Source organism: Arachidicoccus ginsenosidivorans (assembly GCF_007971385.1).
GTDB classification, from domain to species: Bacteria; Bacteroidota; Bacteroidia; order Chitinophagales; family Chitinophagaceae; genus Arachidicoccus; species Arachidicoccus ginsenosidivorans.
In genome coordinates, this window is sequence record NZ_CP042434.1 from 3526363 (window position 1) to 3545776 (window position 19414).

Below are 19414 nucleotides of genomic sequence, written 5' to 3' on the forward strand. Positions count from 1 at the left end.
TCATGCCCTGAATGGACGCTTATTAATTCGAAAATATTTAAAACTTTTCAATAAATACAAAAGCACATGCAAACAAAAACGAAAGAACAAGAAATATTTTATCCAGCCATTGGCATTAGACCAATTATTGATGGAAGGCTTGGTGGCATAAGGGAATCCTTGGAAGATACCACTATGCAGATGGCTCGTAGTGTGGCCAAATTATTTGCGCAGCAGTTGCATTCCCCAGACGGTTCTGCGGTGCGGGTTGTGATTGCTGACAGTACCATAGGCGGGGTCAAAGAAGCGGATAACTGCAGAAGGAAATTTGAGCTGGAAAATGTCGGTGTGTCCCTGTCAGTTACACCATGCTGGTGTTATGGTAGTGAAACCATGGATATGCATCCCACTATGCCTAAGGCTATCTGGGGTTTTAATGGCACGGAGCGTCCAGGCGCTGTTTATCTGGCTGCCACCCTGGCGGCTCACAATCAATTTGGACTGCCTGCTTTTGGCATTTATGGACACGATGTACAGGATATGGGTGATGAAAGGATTCCACAGGATGTCAGTGAAAAATTATTGACTTTTGCCAGGGCAGGGCTGGCCGTAGCGCTGATGCGCGGGAGGGCCTATTTGGCCATCGGATCTGTTTGTATGGGCATTGCGGGCTCCATGGTGAATGCACAGCTGTTGCAGGAGTATTTTGGCATGCGCACTGAATTTGTGGATTCCAGCGAAGTATTAAGGCGCATTGAAAAGGGAATCTTTGATAAGAATGAATTTGGTAAGGCAAAAGCCTGGGTGACTAAATATTGTAAGGAAGGCGAGGATTATAACAGGGTAGAAAAACGCTTTACCCGGGAAAAGTTGGATCAGGACTGGGATTTTGTGATTAAGATGACGATGATTATCCGCGATCTGATGCAAGGCAATGATCACCTAAAAACAATTGGATACGGCGAAGAAGCGGGCGGACATAATGCGATTGTATCCGGATTCCAGGGGCAGCGGCAGTGGACGGACTTTTTACCCAATGGGGACTTTGCTGAAGCAATACTTAACTCTTCTTTTGACTGGAATGGCATAAGGGCTCCTTTAACGGTGGCCACCGAGAATGACAGTCTAAATGGTATCAGCATGTTGCTCGGTAATCTACTAACGCATACGGCGCAGATCTTTGCTGATGTGAGAACTTATTGGAGTGCGGACAGTGTGGAGCGTGTTACTGGCTGGAGACCAGAAGGAGTGGCATCGGGTGGATTTATTCATCTGATCAATTCTGGCTCTGCAACACTGGACGGTACCGGTCAGCAAGAAAAAAACGCTGTCCCTGTCATGAAACCATTTTGGGAGATTTCAGAGGCGGAAAAAGAGGCTTGCCTGGAGGCGACTACCTGGTATCCGGCCAACACGGATTATTTTCGAGGTGGTGGCTTTTCTTCTAAATTTGTGACCAGAGGCGAGATGGCTGTTACTATGTGTAGGTTAAATCTGGTAGCGGGCCTTGGACCTGTATTGCAGATTGCAGAAGGCGAGACGGTGAGCTTGCCGGATCAAGTGCATACCACACTTGATAACCGTACTGATAAAACCTGGCCTACCACCTGGTTTGTACCGAGAACTGACAAAAACGCCAGAGGGCCTTTTAGGGATGTTTATAGTGTTATGGCGGCCTGGGGTGCCAATCATGGTGCAATTTGCAGTGGCCACATTGGCCATGAACTCATCGCCCTGGCAGCGATGCTTAGAATCCCGGTAAACATGCACAATGTGGCCCCCGAAAAAATCATGCGTCCCTCGACCTGGAGCAGTTTTGGAGCTGATCCTGAAGGAGCTGATTACAGAGCCTGCAGACAATTTGGACCGCTATATAAAACCCATTAATCATTCATTATGAATCATCGTAGCAGCGTACCGCTTTTTAAAGGAGAAGGAGGCAAAAATTATCTAAGGCCTTTTATCCTCATCACCGTGCTATTTTTGCTATGGGGATTTGCCCATGGCCTCCTGGATGTGTTGGATAAGCATTTTCAAGATACCTTACATGTATCGAAGGCCGAGTCAGGCTTTGTGCAATTCTCTTTGTATATCGGCTATTTAGTGATGGCTTATCCAGCTGGTATCTTTATGAAGCGTCACGGTTATAAAAAAGGAATTATCCTGGGATTATCGCTTTTTGCCTTGGGCGCCTTTTTGTTTTATCCGGCGGCTAAGCTGGCAGCCTTTATTCCCTTTTTACTGGCATTATTTATTTTGGCCTGTGGCCTGGCCTGCCTGGAAACAGCTGCCAATCCTTTTACGACAGTCATGGGGCCTGTCTCCGGTGCTGCCAGAAGAATCAATATTGCCCAGTCTTTTAATGGACTGGGTTGGATTCTGGGGCCTTTAATGGGTGGGCTTTTGATCTTTGGTGCTGAGCAAAAAGGCAATGCTGGTACTTTTGATTCTTTAATCCCTCCATATATGATGGTGGGCTGTATTGTGACGGTTTTAATTCTTGTTTTTGTATTTACCAAACTTCCGGTGATCCAGGAAAAAAATGATCCTGAATCGAGGCAGATCGCTGATAACGCCCCTGCCTCCGCCCTTTTAAAACATCCCATGTTTGTGCTGGCTGTGATTGCCCAGATTTTATATGTTGCTGCGCAGACAGGCGTTAATTCTTTTTTTATCAATTATACAACTGATGCGATTACCGGGTTAAAACAAAGTGTTGCCGCCATGATGGAGCATCTGGGGGTATTTGGTAAGGTATTTATGCCCAAAATGCAGAACAAGCTGCTTCTTTAATTCTGGCGCTGGGTGGCATGGGCTCTTTTTGGATAGGTCGATTGGTAGGCGCTTATTTGATGAAATTCTTTTCACCCAGAACCTTACTAGCCATCTATGGTTTGGTGAATACATTGCTTGTGGCCTTAGTAGTGATGCATTTAGGCTGGATGAGTGTGATCGCGCTTTTTTCCACTTATTTTTTTATGTCCATTATGTTCCCGACCATTTTTGCTATTGGTTTACGTGGCCTGGGACCGCTTACCAAAAAAGCTGCCTCCTTTCTGGTAATGGCAGTGGCAGGTGGGGCATTTTGTCCGCCGATAATGGGGGCGATTGGCGATCATTTTGGTATGCACGTGGCCTTTGTCGTCCCGCTGGTCTGTTTTTTATTTATTGCTGTTTTTGCCCTACTGACCATGACGCGGTTCAATAGGCATTTTAAGGGGGATGTAGCCAGAATAACGCTGAATGCGCATCATTAATTATGCGCCGCTATAATAACGAAAAACGAAAGAAAGTTGAAAATAATGAATACGACACAAAAATATTGTTTGGGTGTAGATTTTGGGACAGACGCTGTCAGGTGCTTACTGGTAAATGCAGACAGTGGTAAAATTATGGCCGAGGCGGATTGCCTCTATCCCAGGTGGCAAAAAGGACTTTATTGTGATGCTCAAAATAAGGTATTTAGGCAACATCCACTGGATTACATAGAAAGCTTGATTGTTGTTGTCAACAAGGTTTTGCAGGGAATGGATGCAGACGTTGTCTCTGGTATAGGTGCTTTATCGATAGCCACTACCGGGTCTACACCTGCACCGGTAGATAAATCAGGTATGCCGCTTGCCTTATTGGCAGGTTTTAAAGAGGATCCAGATGCCATGTTCTATTTATGGAAAGACCATAGTTCGATCAAAGAAGCTGAGGATATCAACTGTTATAATGCCAGTCTTGGTGCCATAAACGGGATTTATCTGGAAGGTGTGGGTGGCTTTTATTCGCCGGAGTGGTTGTGGAGCAAATGGCTGCATTTATTAAGATCAGGCAGTGACGCCGCTAAGGCCTGTTACGCTTTTGTGGAACATGCAGACTGGATGCCTTTTTTGCTGACCGGCGGTAAGGATGTAAAGACTTTAAAAAGGAATATATGCGCAGCCGGACATAAGGGACTTTGGTCTGAAAAATGGAACGGCTTTCCGCCGGAAAGTTTTTTAAAAGGGGTGGACCCATTATTAAGTGATTGTAACAGCAGAATGAGTAGTGTGGTATATGACAGTGTTAAGTCAGCAGGTACGATCAGCTCAGACTGGGCAGAAAAATTAGGGTTGCCTGGTGACGTAAGAATTGGAATAGGGGCATTGGATGCCCATATGGGCGCCGTAGGCGGCCAGATCGAGCCTTATTTTCTAAGTAAAGTGATGGGCACATCTACTTGTGATATGTTGGTGGTACCTGCAGCGGAATTTCAAAAAAAGCAAATTATTGGCATCTGTGGTCAGGTGCCGGATTCTATCATACCAGGTATGATTGGCATGGAAGCTGGTCAGTCTGCTTTTGGGGATGTGTATAATTGGTTCAGTAAGTTTTTGCTGGCGCCGTTGGGTTGGTTGGGTATTTCTAATGATGCTACGCCGGAAAGTTTACTCAATATATTGTCTGAAAAGGCGGCCAGTTTAAACCTGGATGAGTGGCGGCAATTGCCACTCAGTACGGACTGGTTTAATGGCAGGCGCAGTCCGGATGTACAACCTTTACTTAAAGCAGCGATTACAGGTCTGGAACTGGCTACGGACCCGGTGATGGTATTCGCCTCACTTGTAGAGGCCACCTGTTTTGGTAGTCGGGCCATTGTGGAAAGGTTTGTGGACAGCGGTATCCCCGTTAAAGGCATTATTGGGTTGGGCGGCATTGCCCATAAATCTTCCTTTGTTATGCAGCGGATGGCGGACATTTTGAACCGACCGATTAAATGTAATCGGGCCAATCAATGTTGTGCCTTAGGGGCAGCTATGTTTGCCGCAACACAGGCTGGATGGTATGACAATATTGAGGTCGCCATGCAGCAGATGGGACAAGGTTTATTGACGACCTATCTGCCCAACACGGATGCAAAGTGGAGAAATGTAATAGAAGAGCGTTATCAGCGGTATAAGCAGTTGGGTTATTTTATAGAACAGGAGGCAGCAAAGGAATTAGCGGTGAGTCTTCATTAATGGTTTTGTTTTTTTAAATGCTTAATCGTTTAAGTTAATATGAACAGCTGATGTCAGAGGAGGTTTTATGAAAGAATCGTATTTGCTTAGCAGGGGTTGCGGTGTTGTGGTTAAGGAGGTGTAAAGATGGGTTAAACGGTGAGGCGATTTAATCCTTGGCAGTCAGAAAATTTCCACCAGCAAATAGCGGAACAATTAAATCATTTAAATATAGACACAATCATACGAGATCAGATGCAGTTTAAGCATCTTTATTTAAATCAGTTTTCACTACACGAGCATTTATTTATTCACATTTTAATGCATTTAAAATGAATCAAAAATTTTCTAGCATTGAATTAAGACAGAGGTGGCCGGCTAACAGGCTTGCCAGCGGATGTCTTCGCTTACCTATTATTTTATTTTTACTGTTACTGCTTTTAGGTACGTTGAAGGTCCAGGCAAGCGGTTTTACCTATTTGCAGCGTCAAAAGCAACCGGACGCATTTTTAGTTCGGGGATTGATTACAGATGACCACGGAAAGTCTATCGAAGGGGTATCTGTTCAGATCCTGAATTCCAACAAAGGAACTGTTACAGATGACCGGGGACATTATCAGTTGACGTTACCTGATGGTAAAGGTAGTTTGATTATTTCTGCGGTAGGGTTTATTAAAGATACGGTAGCAGTTGAAGGTCGTCATCAGATTGACCTATCCTTAAAACCAAGCAATGGTGATCTGGATCTGATTGTTGTGACGGGGTATATGAAACAGAAAAAAGCAGATCTAACAGGCGCTATCAGTGTGGTCTCTGAAAAGGATCTTTCTAAAAATCATGGGGTCACCAATATTATGCAAGCCCTTCAAGGAGTTGTGCCTGGCTTGCATATCACCACTGATGGCAGCCCTGTTGGCAATACAGGCATCCAGATCAGAGGTTTAACCTCCATTAACGGCGCCTCGCCTTTAATTGTGATTGACGGCGTCCCTAGTGGCAATATAAATCTCAGGGATATCAACCCCAATAATATTGCTTCTATGCAGATCTTAAAAGATGCAGCTTCTGCCAGTATATATGGCGCACAGGGTGGAGCAGGTGTAATTCTCATTGAAACTAAAAAAGGGCACTTGGGGAAAGCCAAAGTTACTTATAATGGTGCCATGGGTTTTTCTCAGTTTGCAAACAAAGTGCCGATGATGAATACCATGCAATATGGACAGGCGCTTTGGCAAGCTGCCGTTAATGATGGCCAGGATCCTGGGGATGCGACCCAGATTTATAGCTATGACTGGCACAAAAATGATCAGGGTATCCCGATACTGGATAAAATTACCCCACGTAAATATTTAAATGATGACTCAACGATGATTGCGGCGAGTACCAATTGGCTGGATGAAATCTCTCAGTTAGGGCTGCAGCAAGACCATCAGGTCACTGTATCCAGTGGTACTGAGAACTCCAGGACGCTTTTCTCCATCAATTACAATGAGAATGAAGGTACTCAAAAGTATACTGGTTATAAACGCTTTACCGCCCGGTTGAATACTAGTTTTAATTTACTCAACCATCATTTAACGATCGGCGAAAATATGGAAGCCTCTCATATGCGGATGGTGGATCAAAACCAGATGCACAATGCACTGGTTGAGCCACCCATTGTGCCGGTTCATACCACGGATGGGGGATGGGGTGGTTCTGCCGTTAACCTGGGTATGGATGATTACTGGAACCCGGTCAGAGAGCTAAACTTAAATAAAGACAATGCCAATAAATACAATAAACTGTATGGCAATATATATGCAGATGTAAATTTTCTAAAGCATTTTCATTACCGCTCACAAGTGGGGTTGATCTATACCGAAGGCTATCATCGAACCATTCAATTTACTTTTACTGAGGGTGGAGGTAAATTTCAGCCAATCAATAATGTCGATCAATGGTATTGGCAGGCCGCGACCCTCAGCTATACCAATACGCTGGATTACCAATTACAAACAGGTAAACATTCTTTAGATGTACTGGCTGGAACGGAGGCTACTAAATATCAGACAGAGAACATGACTGGTAACAGGCAGGGACTGGCCTTTGAAAATTACGATTATGCCTATTTAGGTACAGCTACCGGCAATATGGCTGTATCGGGTGGTGGAGACCGTTATAATTTTCTGTCATATTTTGGAAAATTCAACTATGCCTACGATAATCGCTACTTATTGTCAGGTACACTGAGAGATGATGGTTCCTCCAAATTTGGCGAAAACCATAAATACGGTCTTTTCCCGGCTTTCTCCGCAGGATGGCGCATCAGTCAGGAAGCTTTCATGAAAAAGTTCAAGTCCATATCTGATTTAAAACTGCGGGGCAGCTGGGGCATGAACGGCAACACCTCTTCTATATCTTCGAATGCCAGTAAGACCTATTTTGTGGCTGATTATAATGGGACCTCCTATGGAATCGGCGGATTGGAAACGGGAAGTCTGCCTTCCGGTTTCCGCAAGGTACAGACTGGTAACCCGGATTTAAAATGGGAATCTGACCGGCAAACAGATATTGGACTTGATTTTGGTCTTTTTAATCAAAGACTCTTTGGATCCTTTGATTACTATCACCGCTTTACAGACGGGATGTTGTATAACCCACCCTATCCCGGTGTACTCGGAGAAGGCGCCAATGAATGGTATAATGGTGCCAGTATGGTGGATAAAGGTTATGAACTGCAGTTGACCTATAATAGCGATCCGGTTAAAAAATTCAGGTATTCTATTACGGCCAATATCAGTCACAACCACAATGAAATCGTCAGTGTGCCCAATACAGTTTTATATACCTATGGCGGCAGTGCCCTGAAAGGCGATGATATTATCGGTCATCCATTCCATTCCTATTACGGTTTTATTGCAGATGGCTTATTTACCACGCAGCAGCAGGTAGACGAGTCTGCCGATCAGCCTGGCAAAGGGCTGGGACGAATCAGATATAAGGACCTGTCTGGACCTGAGGGCGTGCCGGATGGTAAGATTGATTATGATTATGACCGTACCTGGATTGGCAGCTGGGATCCTAAAGTAGAATTTGGTTTAGGCTTTAATGCCAGTTATAAAAATCTTGATTTTTCCATGTTCTGGCAAGGTGTAGCTGGGGGAACTGTTTCAGATGGCTGGAAGACTTACAGTGATTTTTGGAATGTATGGGTACAAAGCGGCTTTAACCATCCCACCAGAATACTGGACGCGTGGTCTACGGCTAATCCAACTTCTACCATTCCCGCTTTGTCACTGACCAATGCCAATGATGAACTGAGAACCTCTACCTATTTTATGGAGTCGGGCAGTTATCTCAAACTGCGCAATATACAGCTGGGATATACCCTGCCTGCCGCCATTACTTCTTCTATTGGCATAGAAAAGCTGCACTTTTTTGTCGTAGCCTTGAATCTGGTGAGTATCAAAAAAAGCTGGGGAGACAATCGTTTTACCGGCCCTGATCCGGAGAATTTTACCGGTAATGATTATAGCAATCCCTATGTCATTCCGAGATCCTTCAAATTTGGCCTGGATGTATCCTTTTAATAAAGCTATCAGAATTTTAAAATCGAATGATTATGAAACAGATAATAATAAATGGAATATATGGATTGCTGCTAATAGTGACCTTTTCAGGTTGTCACAAATTTCTGGATGTTAAGCAGCAAGGAGCCGTTACGCCGGAAGATGTGGAAACACCAGGTAACGTTGATGGATTGGTTATCGCGGCTTATGCATGGGTGGCTCATGAAGCAATCATCAATCAAAAAATGAGTCCCTGGTTGGCGGACATTAAATCGGATGATTCCTACAAAGGCGGCGGGGGGCTTTCCGATCAGACACCCTGGTATCAGATGGAAGTGTTTTCTTTAGTGACGCCAAGTGTTGGCAATAATGATGGGATATGGTTTGGGCAATATGAAGGTGTATCGCGTTGTAATGCGGCACTCACTGCCTTGAACAAACTGGACGCTTCCAGTTACCCGTTAAAAAATACCCGTATTGCCGAGATGCAGTTCCTAAGAGCAGTGATGTATCTGCAGTTAAAAAAATGGTTTCGCTGGATACCATATTATGATGAAAGTGTACCAGTGGATTCTATCCCAAAGATCCCCAATCATCCTGACACGGCTAAAAGTGATTTGTATATCTGGAATGACATTTATAATGACTTTGCCAAAGCTGCTGAAGGTTTACCAGAAGTACAGACTGATCCTGGAAGGCCTACCAAATATGCCGCTCAGGCAGAAATGGCCACTGTACTGATGTGGATGGCCTATGAGGAAGATGAAAACAATCAAGTGAAAAGCATTAATAAAACCAGATTGCAACAAGCGCTGGATTTACTAAACGGGATCATTAATTCTGGTAAATATCATCTCAACGAAGATTTTGCGGATAATTTTGAGTATACCATGGATAATAAATCACCAGAATCCATTTGGGAATGGCAATATACCCATGATGACGGCACCCCTAATGGTAATCTAAACGGGGGCACCCCGTTAAATGCACCCTGGTGGCCTCCATATTTTAGTTGTTGTGATTTCCATAAACCATCTTACAATATGGTGAATGCCTTTAGGGTGGATAAGGATGGCATACCTCTATTTGATGATTATAATGATGCGGATATTAAAAATAAGGATACTTATTTTAATAGTAATGAGTGGGATCCAAGAATTGGCCATACGGTGGCCATTCCTGGACTTCCCTGGAAATATCAACAGGATCTTATTTTTGACAGTAGCGCTTCCAGAGATCCTGTTATTTATGGTTATTTTAGTTCTCTAAAAGAAAATGTGGAGGCAGGCAGTCCGGTACTGGTAAATTTGTTTTGGATGTGGAATTCCAAAAATGAGACAGCCATACGTTATGACAGGGTCTTACTATTAAAAGCTGAGGCACTGATTAAGCTAGGTAGATATCAGGAAGCCTTACCCATTATCAACCAGATTCGTACACGTGCGGCTGGCAGTACAGGCAGGCTTAAATTTGCGAACGGCAAACCAACCTTGCCTTATGATATTGCGCCTTATAAGGATGGCGTCAACTGCCACTGGACTGAGGATTTTGCCTGGAAGGCGCTGGTTTGGGAAGACCGGCTGGAATTTGCCATGGAGGGAGAGCGCTGGTATGATATTGTGCGCTGGGGTATAGCTGATTCGGTAATGAATAGCTATTTTGCTAAAGAAGTTCCTCGTGCCAGATCCTGGATGAAAGATGGCAAATTTAAGAAAGGACGAGATGAATATATGCCCATTCCACAACCGCAGATGAACTATTCTTACGGATTATACAAGCAAAATGTCGGGTACTGATTTTGGTTTACCTTAGTAGCTGCCGCCGGTTTGATATTTTATTGAATATTCAGCTAAAAGTATCCGGCGGCGCTATTAAAACCTATTTTTAACAGAAAACTATTTTTGTTATGAATCGCATTCGCTTCAATTTTAAAAGAATAAAGGATAAAACAGGTATTTGTTCCAAATCGTTCTGGTGGATTTTAATGGGTTGGCTCATTCTTATGGGGAGTAGTTGTCAAAGTGAAGCAGACCGGGGTATTGATCAAAAAGATACTATTGAGCAAAAGAATTTTGCGAATAAAAGCGATTCGGTTGCTAGTCAGGCTACCGTTAAACAGGATAAGGTGGCAGACACCATTGATATCAGCCCTTATAAAAAACAGATACCTCCTTTTAAAATTCGGCTGGTGGATGGCAAAGGATATACCTACAAGGACCTGAAAAAGGACTGCCCGCTTATTTTGGTTTATTTTCAGCCGGACTGTCCCGAGTGTCAGGCATTTACGGCGGCACTGGTCAAAAGGTTGCCATCACTCATGGACAAGCAAATTGTTATGATCACTTTTGAAGACATAAAAAAGGTAAAGGCATTTGATGAAAAGTACCAGGTTTCCCGGCATCCAAATGTCAGGATCGGCTCTGAAGGGTACACGTTTATTGTCCAGAAATATTACCAGATTGAGCATTTTCCGATTGTTGCCTGTTTTAATAATAAGGGTGAGTTACAGCGTATTATTAATCCGAAACTGGCACCAGAGGCAATGGCTGCACTGCTGTAAATTTTAAAGACTTTAAAACTAAGCAATGAAAAACAAGCATGATTATCATAAAATTAGTCCTGAGCAGCAACCATTAATGGGCAGAGGTCTAAAGCAATCTACAAATAAAAGACGGGAATTTTTAAAGCAGGTCACCCTTAGTAGTATTGGTGCAGCTTTGCTACCTTTAAATTTAAAGGCTGGTTCCAATCCTAAACAAAACCAGGATATAAAGCCCTTATTCAATAGAATAACAGGTAAGACTATCTTTAACAAGGAGCACTTACAACATATCGCCTTTCCTATTGGGGGACTCGGCGCAGGAATGTTTTGTCTGGAAGGCTATGGGGCACTTTCGCATTTTAGTATCCGCAATCACCCGGAAATGTTTAATGAACCGGGAGTGTTTGCCGCTATTGCCATTCAGGAGGGTAGCCAAGATAAAGTAACCGCAAAAGTGCTGGAAGGGCCAGTTCCCAACTGGAAAATATTTGGTCCCAGGGATTCAGGACTAGGAGATGTGGGGCGTATCTTTGGACTTCCTAGATTCAGGGAGGCTAGCTTTGAAAGCAGTTTTCCATTTGGTGAAGTGCATTTAAAAGATCAGGATTTTCCCATAGACGTTATAGTGGAAGGCTGGAGTCCGTTTATTCCAGGTGATCAGGATAACTCCGGATTGCCTTGCGGCACCCTGACCTATAAGATACGAAGTAAAAGCAAAGCGACCTTAAAATCTGTATTTTCCTTTAATGCCAAAAACTTTTTGGCAACAGATGCTGCGGCTGTCAATAAAATCACCCCCATGAAAGGCGGTTTTATTTTAAGGCAGGAGGCGGTGAAAAAGAAAGCTTTTCTTGAAAATGATCTTGCTATCTATACTAGTGATCCGGCAGTAAAAATAGATCATTGCTGGTTCAGAGGCAATTGGTTTGATCCGTTAACCATTACCTGGGATACCATCAGTCAGGGAAAAATAAGACAGGTGGATCCTGTAGATAAATCTGCTGCTGGCGCCTCCCTGTATATTCCATTTACATTAGCACCGGGTCAGGAAAAAAAACTACAGATCCATTTAAATTGGTATAGTCCTTATTCCAATTTGACAATGGGAGAGCAGCTTAAGGGAGAAGAGCTAAAAACAGCCAGTAAAAGTGAACCTGCCAGCGATATTAGTACTGGAAAGAAAAATGATACTGGATTTTACAGGCCTTGGTATAGCGCCAGATTTGGGGATATAGAAGAAGTAGCCGATTATTGGATCACCCACTATGAGGAGTTGCGTGCCAAAACAAATGTGTTCAATAAGACATTCTATGCCAGCACACTACCCTCAGCGGTAATAGAGGCTGTTACTGCCAATTTATCTATTCTTAAATCGCCCACCGTTTTAAGGCAATATGACGGCAGACTTTGGTGCTGGGAAGGGTCCGGGGATGATTTTGGGAGCTGTCATGGCTCTTGTACGCATGTCTGGAATTATGCCCAGGCCACGGCGCACCTTTTCCCGGCTTTGGAAAGATCGCTCAGACAAACTGAATTTCATGAAAATCAGGATAGTCGTGGGCATCAGACATTTAGAGCTAACTTGCCGATCAGTCCCACTACCCATAGTTTTCATGCGGCGGCTGACGGTCAACTGGGGGGCATCATGAAAGTATATAGAGATTGGCATATTTTAGGCGATGCAGCCTGGTTAAAAGCTATTTTCCCAAAAGTAAAAACAAGTTTGGATTACTGCATAACTACCTGGGATCCAAAAGGGAAAGGTGTTATTGAAGAACCACACCATAACACGTATGATATTGAGTTCTGGGGGCCGGATGGTATGTTAACCAGTTTTTATCTGGGCGCCCTAAAGGCTTTTATTGAAATGGTTACTTACCTGAAAGAAAGCACCGATAAATATCAGGAGCTTTTAAAGAAAGGAACGGCATTTCTAGAAAATCAACTGTTCAATAAAGAATATTTTATCCAGAAAATTGAATATAAAAACCTGCAGGCCAAAGATCCGACCAACGTGCAGTCTTTCGGAGGAGCTTATTCAGCGGAGGCAACTGCATTATTGCAAAAAGAAGGCCCCAAATATCAATATGGGAATGGCTGTCTAAGTGATGGTATCCTGGGTGCCTGGATCGGCAAAATGTGCGGCCTGGAAGACTTTGTGGATCCTTCAAAAGTGCAGAGTCATTTATTGGCTGTCCATAAATATAACCTTAAGTCCGATCTCTGGCAGCATGCCAATCCGCAAAGACCCGGTTTTGCCCTGGATGGTGACGGTGGCCTGCTGCTTTGCAGCTGGCCTAAAGGCGGTAAGTTATCACTTCCCTTTGTATATAGTGATGAAGTCTGGACAGGGATTGAATACCAGGTAGCCAGCCATCTGATGGGGATGGGTAAGGTGAAAGAAGGACTGGACATAATCAAATGCGCAAGGGGGCGTTATGATGGCCGGATACGCAATCCTTTCAATGAATATGAATGCGGACATTTTTATGGAAGGGCTCTTTCTAGCTATGGTTTGATACAAGGGCTCACTGGTCTTAGATATGACGCGGTTGACCGAACACTGCATATTCAGTCACAAATTGGCGATTTTACCTGTTTTCTGGCGACAAATACTGGATTTGGAACTGTCACATTCAAAGGCACCCAGGCTTCCCTCAAGGTGGCTTATGGTAAAATTCCCGTAAATTCAATCATCGTCAATGGCGAAAAGATGTCCTAAAGCGTTTAAAGCTGAATAAATTCATTGTCTCTTTTCTTGGGTTGAAACCACCGCCTTCAGGCGGAGGCTTAAGCTCAAGAATTGACTTGAAAGATAATTGTAGTTTTTTGTACTAAATATTTGTGTATACTAAAATAATTATCTATCTTTGTCAAAGATATGGTAGTTGTAGCACAAATAAAGTTAGTTCCGGATCGGGAGCAATTTGCTCTGTTAATGGAAACATTAACGGCAATGAACCTTGCCTGCAACCAAATATCAGCGGTGGCTTTTGATAACCAGTGTTTTAATAGAATAAGGTTGCATAAGCTAACTTACTACGCTATACGGGAGGATTTTGGACTTAAATCCCAAATGACCATCCGGGCTATTGGTAAGGTTGCAGATGCATACAAGGTTAAAGCCAAAAAGGCTACAGGTCCAATCGATTCCCAAAGAACCTTCAGATTAAAAGGAGCGGTAGCATTTGACTGCCGTATGATCAGCTTTGATCTCACGAGTGATAGTTTAAGCATTCTTACGCTTGAGGGAAGGCAAATAATGAAATTCGAGGTTGGAGATAATGCCCGTAAATTGTTGGCATTTCAAAAGGGAGAATCAGATTTGTTTTTTCGTAATGGTCACTTTTTTTTAAATGTCAGTTGTGATATCCCGGAACCGGAATTAATAGATCACGAAAATGTGATTGGCGTTGATTTGGGTTATGCCGAATTATTTGTTATTCTGAATTACATAACTACATCACTGATAAACAGTTTTTTAGCATTTCGTTTTTCGGAATAACTTTTTTTTATTAATGGCACATATTTGATGAAATGGATTATGGGCTGGAGAGTCGCTACAATAAAGAAATAACTTGGCAATAGCCTCTGGGAGCTAGCAGAATAGGATGTTCTTATTGATATTCCAAAGTAAAAATAAGAAAATGACAAAGGTTGATTAAGAAGCTATAAAAGAAAAAAACAGGAAAAGTTATTCATAAATATTCCTTGAATACTAATTGAAATACAATTTATTATGAAAGTAATTCGGAATAACAAATAATTCGGCATAACCTAAATTATTCCGAATTCAGAATAATTTAGGCATCAATCAGCTTGCGACATTATCTACTGGCGAGTCTTTTGATGGCCAGCAGACTGAAAAGGTACATAAAAAAAACCAGGCCAAAAGAACTGGTCTTCAAAAAAAGAAGACCCGTTCTGCAAAACGAAAATTGAAAAAAAACTCTGGCAAAGAGAAGCGTTTTAAAAGAGACGAAAATCACAAAATAAGTAAAAGAATAGTGGACGAGGCCAAACGCACCGGATCTGCAATAGCGTTAGAGGATCTAACAGGTATTCGCAGACGGCAAAGGGTTCGCAAGAGCCAACGTTCCAGGTTTTCTGGTTGGGCATTTCATCAATTACGCCAATTTATCATCTATAAGGCTAAGCTGGCCGGAGTACCTGTATTTTTGGTACCGCCAGCCTATACTTCCCAAAGATGTCATAAATGTGGACATATTGAAAAGGCAAACCGGAAAACTCAAAGCGAATTTGTGTGCTGCAGCTGTGGTCACGGTGACCATGCGGACAAGAATGCAGCATTAAACATCGCCGAATTAGGCTGCAGTCAATCAGCCCATGGTCGCGTTGTCGGATTTATCCGACAGTAGTGACAAGTCCTCGCCTTCTAGGCGAGGGTATGTTGACTTTGGATGGCACGGATCAAATCCTCAGGTAGGCCCAGTTCTTTGGCATATGCAGCAAAGTGACTGGCAGCATCAATGACCTGGTCGATTAATGTTTTGTAATGCTGGATGTTATTTTGGAGGGCGACTTTTTCTAAGTCATTTTTTGTGATGTGTTCGTTTTTGCCACACACAGTTAAACTGTGCCTGTTTGTATAATGCGGCGCTGAAAGGTTTAGACTAAAAACCTGGTCGTAGGCTGGCGACAACTGCCAGTTATGTGTTTTATCCATACAAAAAGAAAAGTTTTTATTATGATCATCTACATTGCGCATGACGACGTTAAAGACCATTCTGAGGTATTGTTGCTTAAAATCTGACGCTGGCAGTTTAAGTTGATGCATCACTTCAAATATGCCTTCGTAGGATTTGACATGTGGGGCCATGGCCGCAAGGGTTTGTGTATGGATCTTTTCCATGCCGTTCCTGTCAAATCTTTTGGTCAGAAAATGGGTGCTGTTTTCAATAGTTAAAAGCCTGGAATCCATGATGCTTATACCGGCAAGCCTGGCTATTTTATAATAAATATATTCAAGTTTTGTGGCAGGGTAATTTTGGTCCTGTTCAAATTTTAAAAGATAAGGCTGATAGCCTTCAGGAAGACTTCCGTTTGCTGACAAGATCTGCCCGATTTTTTCCCCGATACCTATAATGGCCTTTGGCTGCCTGCCACCAGCAAATATGCTGGTGGCCATGATTTGTTGCCAGTAATGTGCATTGTCTTTATTTATGGAGGGTACTATTTTTTCCCTCAGAACTTTTTGGCTGAATAGTGAGAGTGCTGGCAAATCAATGGTCATAGCTGGCTTAGACACTTTCTTCTCTGTAAGACCGTCATCTGGTTCAAATTCCAGTGCACCTATCGCGCTATTACCAATAAAGGCTAATAAATCAAGCGGGCAATGCTTGCTTTTATAAATTTTATTGGCGTTGAGCCAAGCCTTGTAAAGCGCATGCCCATAATAATCAGGTAGTGCATCGGCTATCATTGGCGGTAGACTTCTATATAGCTTGTCGTCATGGGCGGGCCATGGAAGCTGTTGCTGGGTTCTAGGGGCCTGGATAGACATTTGAATGGGAGCCAGGTCTATCTGCTGCTCCACAAATAAAGGATTATAGGTAAAGGCATCTTGTTTGTTTTTGGTGTTCCACAAAAGATTACCAATGCTACCAATGCTACCAGTGTCGTATTTAACAGATAAAGAAGTTTTCATCATGACAATTTAATCTTTGCAGATAACCTTATTGATGGTTTAGATGCATTTAAAATAAAAAAAATAAATGAATAGCTTTTGAAGTGCTTTCACATGACGGGACAAAGGTAGTATATATTTCAAACATTTCATTTTGCATCGGGGGCAGTATTGGGCTGACACAATAAAAAAATGCTGCCTCTCAATATGATTCCTGGTAGGTAATCACTCTTCCAGATGGCAATATTGCTTTTGCGCCTGGATTGTGGCTATTTATCAAGAAAGCAACATATTCTGTATACCAGATTTAGCAAGTCGTTTAAGGTTAAAAAATTGCTCTTATATCTAAAGATTGCCAATTGTTTCCTTAAAAAACCGTAATTTGACTGGTAAATAGGAGGTTAGGCGTAAATTGAATTTACTTTGCCTGAATAAAGAATGGCAAAATGCGGACTTATCTCCTTAAAAATTAAATTTATGGAAAAACAATATCAATTCTCCTATGACCAATTTGATTCAATTGCTGATTTAATACCCGAGGAAAGTGCCTTAATGGAGCGCGCCAGAGCACGGGCACATCACGCTTATGTCCCTTATTCCAATTTTGGGGTATCCGCCGTAGGTTTACTGGAAAATGGGACGATCGTGGAAAGTACCAATCAGGAAAATGCGAGCTATCCAGTCGGTATCTGTGCGGAGCGGGTATTGCTTTCTACCATTTCCTCCGTTCATCCAGGTGTAGCGGTGAAAAAAATAGCCATCAGTTATTATAACCCCAACGGTACGGATATGGTACCTATTGCACCTTGTGGGATGTGCCGCCAGGCACTGCAAGAACAACAACTTCGCTTTGGTAAACCTATTTTGCTGTTAATGTCAGGCCAGCAAGGGGCCGTAATACGGGTAAAAGACAGTGGGTTGCTTTTGCCGTTCCAGTTTTCTTCTGAGGATCTGCAAAGGTGATATTAACCGAACCTTCTTATACGTATTGCTGGTCAAAAGGACAAAATAGAGTTTGTATAGGATAGGGAAGTAAATAACGGTCATTGGAACCCCTGTGATGCACTTTATTGCTTATATAAGTTACTAGCAAAGCCAACTGTTCACAAGATACCCATTAAAGTGCTGCCGGCATTGTTCTGGCAATTTTTCTGATAGTGCGTGCTCTTCATTAAAAAATGCAAATACCGCGCTTCCGGACCCCGTCATACTAGCATAGGAAGCGCCCATCTGATAAAGGTCTTCTTTAATCTTTTTAATTTGTGGAAATTGGCTAAATACAGAGACTTCAAAATCATTGATAAGCCTACCTCGCCAAAATTGCGGCCCTTCCAGTAAACACTCCGTTAAATTTTGGGGGGTTGCTCCAGCCTTCGGTTTAATACGACTAAAAGTGGCAGCGGTGGGTACATGGATCATGGGACAAACCAGTACCAGGGTGTAACCTTTGAGCACACTGGTTAATTCAGCGGGTGCAGGTGTGAGTATTTCACCACGGCCGGTGGCAATCTGCGGTTCGTTTTTAATAAAAACCGGACAGTCACTGCCTAGTTTTGCGGCGTAGCGCATTAAGGTCGTCTCTGAGAGATGAAGACCTGCCAACTCATTTAAAGCATTTAGCATGGCAGCGCCATCTGCGCTGCCTCCGCCAAGACCCGCCCCTAAAGGAACGCTTTTGTGCAGATGCATGGCAACGCTTGGGAGTTCAGGAAAGTCTGCTTTAAGCAACGCGTAGGCCCGAATACAGAGATTATCTTTAAGATCGCCTTTGACAGGTAGGCCAGAAGTACTATAGGTAATTAGTGGATTGCCCTTATGGCCATCTTGGCCATAGGTCTGCACAGGCAATTTATACATTTCCGGTGCTGTTTTATCTTGCCACCGCAAAGCGTCTTTATCCGGGCTAGCAGTCTGTTGGCTGTCAGCCGTCCGGATGATCTCCAGACTGTCAGAGAAACGAATGGGATAGAAAAGCGTTACAAGGTCGTGATAACCATCCTTTCTTTTCCCGGTTATAGATAGTCCCAGGTTTAATTTTGCACCAGGAGATATAATCATGCCATTACAGACTTAAGTTAAGGAATGACGATTATTTACTTTTGCGTCGATTAATCTCATCGCGGATGGCAGCAGCTTTAATATAGTCCTCTGACTCCAGTACCTGATCCAGCATTTTCTGCAATTCGATGATGCTTAAGTGAGACAGATCATTTTCTGTACTGGTGGGCTCCGCAGCACTCCCTGAATGAAAAGGCTCTGAACTACTACTGATAGTAGAAGTATTCATTTCCATGGAGGCATTGTCCAAAATATGTTCAAAAGTATAAATCGGGCAACCGTAACGCACTGCCAGGGCAATGGCATCACTGGTGCGACTATCAATCTCAGCTGTCTGGTGATCATTCATACAAACTAAGGTGGCGTAGAAGACGCCTTCCTGTAAATCATTGATGATCACCTCTAAAAGCTCTATATTGAATGCCGATGTGATGTTTTTAATCAGATCATGGGTCAGTGGGCGCGTGGGCTTCATTCTTTCCAGTGCTACAGCAATTGCCTGTGCCTCAAACCCGCCGATCACGATGGGTAGCTTGCGCAAGCCATTTACCTCACCGAGTACCACTGCATAGGACTGAGTACCTGACATACTATGTGATAATGCAATTATTTCTAATTCAATCTTCTTCATGCTACTAACCCCGTTTTTCGAGTTGAAGGACAAAATTAA

The 19414-nt window shown here is 43.1% G+C and carries 14 protein-coding genes; 11 read left to right on the forward strand and 3 right to left on the reverse strand.

Annotated elements, in window-relative coordinates:
• Positions 1-66 precede the first annotated feature (66 nt).
• From FSB73_RS14205 to FSB73_RS14245, 10 genes are all read left to right on the forward strand, one after another.
• A complete protein-coding gene (locus FSB73_RS14205; protein ID WP_146783507.1) occupies positions 67-1866 on the forward strand; it encodes an L-fucose isomerase in 1800 nt (599 codons plus the stop codon).
• A gap of 9 nt (positions 1867-1875) precedes the next feature.
• Positions 1876-2772: an MFS transporter gene (locus FSB73_RS14210; RefSeq protein WP_225974016.1), complete on the forward strand. Its 897-nt coding sequence runs from the start codon at positions 1876-1878 to the stop codon at positions 2770-2772.
• A 17-nt stretch (positions 2773-2789) separates the two neighbouring features.
• Positions 2790-3236, forward strand: a complete 447-nt coding sequence (locus FSB73_RS25100; RefSeq protein ID WP_225974017.1) for an MFS transporter — start codon at positions 2790-2792, stop codon at positions 3234-3236.
• Between the two features lie 45 nt (positions 3237-3281).
• Positions 3282-4967, forward strand: a complete 1686-nt coding sequence (locus tag FSB73_RS14215; protein WP_146783509.1) for a ribulokinase — start codon at positions 3282-3284, stop codon at positions 4965-4967.
• A 311-nt stretch (positions 4968-5278) separates the two neighbouring features.
• Entirely contained in the window at positions 5279-8518 is a 3240-nt protein-coding gene (locus FSB73_RS14220) for a SusC/RagA family TonB-linked outer membrane protein (protein WP_146783512.1), read from the forward strand.
• Positions 8519-8550: 32 nt separating this feature from the next.
• Positions 8551-10293: a RagB/SusD family nutrient uptake outer membrane protein gene (locus FSB73_RS14225; RefSeq protein ID WP_158639558.1), complete on the forward strand. Its 1743-nt coding sequence runs from the start codon at positions 8551-8553 to the stop codon at positions 10291-10293.
• 110 nt (positions 10294-10403) lie between these two features.
• The gene (locus tag FSB73_RS14230) at positions 10404-11057 is read left to right on the forward strand and encodes a peroxiredoxin family protein (protein ID WP_146783518.1); all 654 of its coding nucleotides are present in this window, start codon (positions 10404-10406) and stop codon (positions 11055-11057) included.
• A gap of 25 nt (positions 11058-11082) precedes the next feature.
• Positions 11083-13761, forward strand: a complete 2679-nt coding sequence (locus tag FSB73_RS14235) for a GH116 family glycosyl hydrolase (RefSeq protein ID WP_225974018.1) — start codon at positions 11083-11085, stop codon at positions 13759-13761.
• 159 nt (positions 13762-13920) lie between these two features.
• Entirely contained in the window at positions 13921-14544 is a 624-nt protein-coding gene (locus FSB73_RS14240; protein ID WP_146783521.1) for a hypothetical protein, read from the forward strand.
• A 304-nt stretch (positions 14545-14848) separates the two neighbouring features.
• The gene (locus tag FSB73_RS14245; protein ID WP_262712643.1) at positions 14849-15418 is read left to right on the forward strand and encodes an RNA-guided endonuclease InsQ/TnpB family protein; all 570 of its coding nucleotides are present in this window, start codon (positions 14849-14851) and stop codon (positions 15416-15418) included.
• Positions 15419-15435: 17 nt separating this feature from the next.
• Here the strand turns inward: FSB73_RS14245 and FSB73_RS14250 are convergent, their stop codons facing one another.
• Entirely contained in the window at positions 15436-16710 is a 1275-nt protein-coding gene (locus FSB73_RS14250; protein ID WP_225974019.1) for a type II toxin-antitoxin system HipA family toxin, read from the reverse strand.
• A gap of 453 nt (positions 16711-17163) precedes the next feature.
• Between FSB73_RS14250 and FSB73_RS14255 the strand changes: the two genes are divergently transcribed.
• Positions 17164-17649 carry a cytidine deaminase gene (locus tag FSB73_RS14255; protein ID WP_158639560.1) on the forward strand — a complete coding sequence of 162 codons (486 nt, stop codon included), beginning with the start codon at positions 17164-17166 and terminating at the stop codon, positions 17647-17649.
• 123 nt (positions 17650-17772) lie between these two features.
• Here FSB73_RS14255 and ispE read toward each other — a convergent pair whose 3' ends face one another.
• Positions 17773-18744, reverse strand: a complete 972-nt coding sequence (ispE, locus tag FSB73_RS14260) for a 4-(cytidine 5'-diphospho)-2-C-methyl-D-erythritol kinase (RefSeq protein WP_146783529.1) — start codon at positions 18742-18744, stop codon at positions 17773-17775.
• A gap of 31 nt (positions 18745-18775) precedes the next feature.
• Positions 18776-19375, reverse strand: coding sequence for a bifunctional nuclease family protein (locus tag FSB73_RS14265; RefSeq protein WP_146783532.1), 600 nt, complete (start codon positions 19373-19375; stop codon positions 18776-18778).
• Positions 19376-19414 lie beyond the last annotated feature (39 nt).

Bases quoted from the DNA above. Each gene is read 5' to 3' on its own strand.
- FSB73_RS14265 (WP_146783532.1), bottom strand. From the start codon at position 19,375: ATGAAGAAGATTGAATTAGAAATAATTGCATTATCACATAGTATGTCA.
- ispE (WP_146783529.1), bottom strand. From the start codon at position 18,744: ATGATTATATCTCCTGGTGCAAAATTAAACCTGGGACTATCTATAACC.
- FSB73_RS14235 (WP_225974018.1), top strand. From the start codon at position 11,083: ATGAAAAACAAGCATGATTATCATAAAATTAGTCCTGAGCAGCAACCA.
- FSB73_RS14205 (WP_146783507.1), top strand. From the start codon at position 67: ATGCAAACAAAAACGAAAGAACAAGAAATATTTTATCCAGCCATTGGC.
- FSB73_RS14215 (WP_146783509.1), top strand. From the start codon at position 3,282: ATGAATACGACACAAAAATATTGTTTGGGTGTAGATTTTGGGACAGAC.
- FSB73_RS14225 (WP_158639558.1), top strand. From the start codon at position 8,551: ATGAAACAGATAATAATAAATGGAATATATGGATTGCTGCTAATAGTG.
- FSB73_RS14250 (WP_225974019.1), bottom strand. From the start codon at position 16,710: ATGATGAAAACTTCTTTATCTGTTAAATACGACACTGGTAGCATTGGT.
- FSB73_RS25100 (WP_225974017.1), top strand. From the start codon at position 2,790: ATGGGCTCTTTTTGGATAGGTCGATTGGTAGGCGCTTATTTGATGAAA.
- FSB73_RS14230 (WP_146783518.1), top strand. From the start codon at position 10,404: ATGAATCGCATTCGCTTCAATTTTAAAAGAATAAAGGATAAAACAGGT.
- FSB73_RS14240 (WP_146783521.1), top strand. From the start codon at position 13,921: ATGGTAGTTGTAGCACAAATAAAGTTAGTTCCGGATCGGGAGCAATTT.
- FSB73_RS14210 (WP_225974016.1), top strand. From the start codon at position 1,876: ATGAATCATCGTAGCAGCGTACCGCTTTTTAAAGGAGAAGGAGGCAAA.
- FSB73_RS14220 (WP_146783512.1), top strand. From the start codon at position 5,279: ATGAATCAAAAATTTTCTAGCATTGAATTAAGACAGAGGTGGCCGGCT.
- FSB73_RS14255 (WP_158639560.1), top strand. From the start codon at position 17,164: ATGGAAAAACAATATCAATTCTCCTATGACCAATTTGATTCAATTGCT.